Source organism: Nocardioides sp. P5_C9_2 (assembly GCF_054049555.1).
In genome coordinates, this window is sequence record NZ_JBFUMD010000426.1 from 1 (window position 1) to 3412 (window position 3412).

Consider the following 3412-nt stretch of genomic DNA (forward strand, 5'->3'; position numbering starts at 1 on the left):
CGCCCACCTCGTCAACGCGTTGCAGCGCCACGCCTCCGTCGTGGTGCAGAAGAGCCTCGTCGAGGGGTTCGGGCTCACCGTCACCGAACCCATGTGGAAGTCCCGCCCCGTGGTCGCCTCGGCCGTCGGCGGCATCCGCGACCAGGTCGAGCACGGGGTCAGCGGGGTCCTCCTGGACGACCCCGGCGACCTCGACGCGATGGCCCGGGCCGTCGACGCGCTGCTGCGCGACCCCGACACCGCGGGTCGGCTCGGACACGGCGCCCACCTCCGGGTGGTGGACCGGTTCCTGGGCGACCGGCACCTCATCCAGTACGCCGAGATGTTCGCCTCGATGCTGGACACACCGGCCCGCTGAGCTGCACGGTGGGCGACGCGGTCAGCCGCCGGGTGAACGACGGCTGAGCAGCTCGGCGAGGACGGCCGGCTCGTCACTGATGATCCCCGTCGCCCCCATCGCCAGCACGTCGTCGAGGGTGCGGAGGTCGTTGACCGACCACGTCATCACGAGGGGGACGTGGTCGTGCAGCTCGGCGACGACCGCCGTGTCGAGGAGCGAGCGGTGGATCGAGACGCCGTGCACGGCGGGTCCCTCCTCGAGGCGCCGGCGCAGCCGGGTCAGCTCCCCGCGGGTCCTCGCTGACAGCACCGGCTCCACGAACGGCAGCTGGGCGACGGTCTCCACGGAGTGCCACCAGCGACCGCACACGAGGATCGTGCCGTGGTGCCCACGGTGGTGGAGGAACCGCGCCACCGACGCCGCAGCCGCAGCCCGGCGTCCCTTGATGTCGAGCATGAACGTGGTGCCGTGCTCGTCGGCCTGGAGCAGCTCGTCGAGGCCCAGCCGTGGCGCGGAGGCCGACGCCAGCTCCCACCGGTCCCAGAGCAGGGGCAGCGGACCCGCCGTCTTGAGGTGCCGCACCTCCAGGCGGCCCCGGTACTCGTGGACGTCGCACTCGATCACGTCCACCCCCAGGCGGTTGGCGGAGTGGAGCCCGGCCAGCGAGTTGCCGGCCCGGTGGGCGATGGCCAGGACCGGCACTCAGACCACGCTCCCCCGGGCCTTGCGTCTCTCCAGCCAGAGCGCGACCGCCTGGCCGATGAGGGCCAGGGTCACACCCGCGATGACGTCGACGACGTAGTGGTTGGCCGTGGCGACCACGGCGAGGCCCATCAGGACGGGCATCACCAGCCCGACCACCTTCAGCGCCACGGAGGTCGCTGCCGCGAAGATGGCCATGCCCACCAGCAGGTCCCAGCCCGAGTGCAGGCTGGGCATGGCGGCGTACTGGTTGACGAAGGCGGGCGGCTGCAGGACGCGGTAGGCGCGGGACTGGTCGCTCACCGTGTCCACCATCCCGAGACCGGCCAGCCGGGGAGGGGCGACGGGATAGCTCACGAACACCGCCGCGCCGAGGGCGCCGGACACCAGCATCGCGTTGCGCAGCCGCACGAACACGACCCGGTGTCGCCACACGAGCCACATCATGGTCACGATGATGACCGGCCAGTGGCCCCAGATGTAGATCCAGTTGGCCACCGCCTGGGCCGTCGCGGAGGGAGCGACGAAGTCCTGGAGGTCCTCCTCGACATCGAGACCGAGCCACGACTCGAGCTGGACCAGGTCGAGGGCGTGGTCACGTGCCGTCGCGAACGAGCCCTCGGTGAGCCCGCGGACCCGGAAGTAGACGAAGACCGCGAGCACCACGAGAGCCGTCTGCCACAGGACGAAGGGAAGGCGTGCCACCACCGAGTCGCGCCCGGGCAGGCGCTCGGCAGCATGCAGCATGACGCACCCGCTCCCGTGTGGACACTCCCTCGTCTGCGTCCATGGTCACCCGACCCCGGACCTCGCGCGGGGGTCGATGGTCCCGATCACGCCGGGCAATTGGTCGGTGCGCCGGTCAGGCCGGCAGTGGGCGAGGGGCAGCAGCAACGCCGGCGCGCAGGGCGCGGCGGGTGAGCAGCAGGCTGATCCCCCCGAGCGCGAGCGCCGGCAGCCAGGCGACGGCTGCCTTCAGTGTCACCGCAGCGGTCGCCGCCATCCACGGCACGCCGAGGGCGACGAGTGCCATCACCAGGGCGGCATCGCGGGGGCTGGCGCCGTTGGGCCCCGGCACGGCGCCGGCGAGCTGGCTGGCCCCGAAGGCGCCCAGGACGGCGAGCGGGGAGACTGTRTGACCGGTGGCAGCGACCGTCCCCAGGAGGAGCGCGGCGATCGACAGCTGGTAGCCCGTCGAGAGCAGCAGCGCGTGCGCGAGCTGACGCGGTCGGGGAAGCGGCTTGCTGGGCAGCCAGTCGGGCCGGATCCGACGCACCACCAGGGCGCCGAGCACCGCCGCGGCGCTCACGCCCAGCGCCACCAGGAGCATGCGCGTCGGGAGGGCTGCCCCGGCGAACGCCACGAACACGGCCAGGCCCACCGCGCCGACGAGCCGGTCCGTCCCGACGCTGACCAGGGCGTCACCGCGCTGCAGACCGCTGCGCGTCAGACGGTGCAGGCGCCAGACGTCGGCGCCGACGTGGCCGGGGGTGAGCAGTCCCAGGAGCTCGGACTCGGCGTACGCCCGCATGTGCCAGCGCCGGCTCAGCCCGGCGTCGGTGAGGACCCGCCAGCGCAGCGGGCACAGGACGTACTTCCCGACGACCCACGGCAGGAGGCCGAGCAGCACCGGCCACACGGCGACGTGCGGGAGACGGGGCAGGGTCACGGCGGGGACGACGACGCTGATCGCGACCCCGAGCGCCAGGACGACACGTGAGTGCAACAAGGCACGCAGGCTCAACAGGGGGGTTCCTTAGCCACGGAGGACGAGAGGTGGTTCCATGGTAAAGAGTCGGCGGTGATTCGGCGATTCGGCGGGTCAGCTGCAGTGCTGGTCCGACTCCGCGCCGTGCTCRTTGCGGACGGTGATGCAGTACGCCGTGTCGCCGTCGTGGCCGCGCACGACGATCGAGACGCCGTCGGAGGCGACGAAGTCGACGGCGCCGATCGTCGCCGACTCGCCGGCGGAGAGCTGCACCGGCACGACCTTGCCGGTGTCGAGCAGGCTCGCGTCCTGCAGGAGCGTCATCCGCGACAGGTCGGAGTACATCGGCCGGTTCCGATCGATCGACTCGTCGAGACGCAGCACCAACGGCAGCGCCGCCAGCAGGAGCAGCAGGGTCGCCAGGGTGACCAGCACCGCTGCGTTGTCGACCTTGAAGAACCCGTCCCGCTTCACGCGCACATCCTAGGCACACGATCCGGTCCACCCGGCGGCTGAGTACCATCCGACCCATGCTGAAGCGACTGCTGCCCGCGACCGCCGCCCTCCTGGCGCTCTCCACGCTCGCTGCCTGTGGCAACGAGGCAGACAACGACGAGGCCGTCGATCCCTCCACCGGTGCCTCGACCCAGACCGAGAGCCCC

5 protein-coding genes are annotated in these 3412 nt (G+C 72.0%); 1 reads left to right on the forward strand and 4 read right to left on the reverse strand.

The genetic code is table 11. The features are described from left to right. Positions 1-358, forward strand: a 358-nt coding sequence (locus ACXJKL_RS17430; protein ID WP_457208277.1) for a glycosyltransferase, incomplete at its 5' end; no start/stop codon positions are given. Positions 359-379: 21 nt separating this feature from the next. Here the strand turns inward: ACXJKL_RS17430 and ACXJKL_RS17435 are convergent. The 4 genes from ACXJKL_RS17435 to ACXJKL_RS17450 form a co-directional block, all read right to left on the reverse strand. Next, entirely contained in the window at positions 380-1042 is a 663-nt protein-coding gene (locus ACXJKL_RS17435; protein ID WP_457208278.1) for a glycerophosphodiester phosphodiesterase, read from the reverse strand. Next, positions 1043-1789, reverse strand: coding sequence for a phosphatase PAP2 family protein (locus tag ACXJKL_RS17440; protein ID WP_457208279.1), 747 nt, complete (start codon positions 1787-1789; stop codon positions 1043-1045). It abuts the gene before it with no gap. 115 nt (positions 1790-1904) lie between these two features. Beyond that, positions 1905-2771: a lysylphosphatidylglycerol synthase domain-containing protein gene (locus tag ACXJKL_RS17445; protein WP_457208280.1), complete on the reverse strand. Its 867-nt coding sequence runs from the start codon at positions 2769-2771 to the stop codon at positions 1905-1907. A gap of 93 nt (positions 2772-2864) precedes the next feature. Beyond that, a complete protein-coding gene (locus tag ACXJKL_RS17450; protein ID WP_457208281.1) occupies positions 2865-3224 on the reverse strand; it encodes a hypothetical protein in 360 nt (119 codons plus the stop codon). Between the last annotated feature and the right edge of the window lie 188 nt (positions 3225-3412).

Excerpts from the sequence above, each read along its gene's own strand:
- ACXJKL_RS17440 (WP_457208279.1), bottom strand. The coding sequence starts at position 1,789 with ATGCTGCATGCTGCCGAGCGCCTGCCCGGGCGCGACTCGGTGGTGGCA.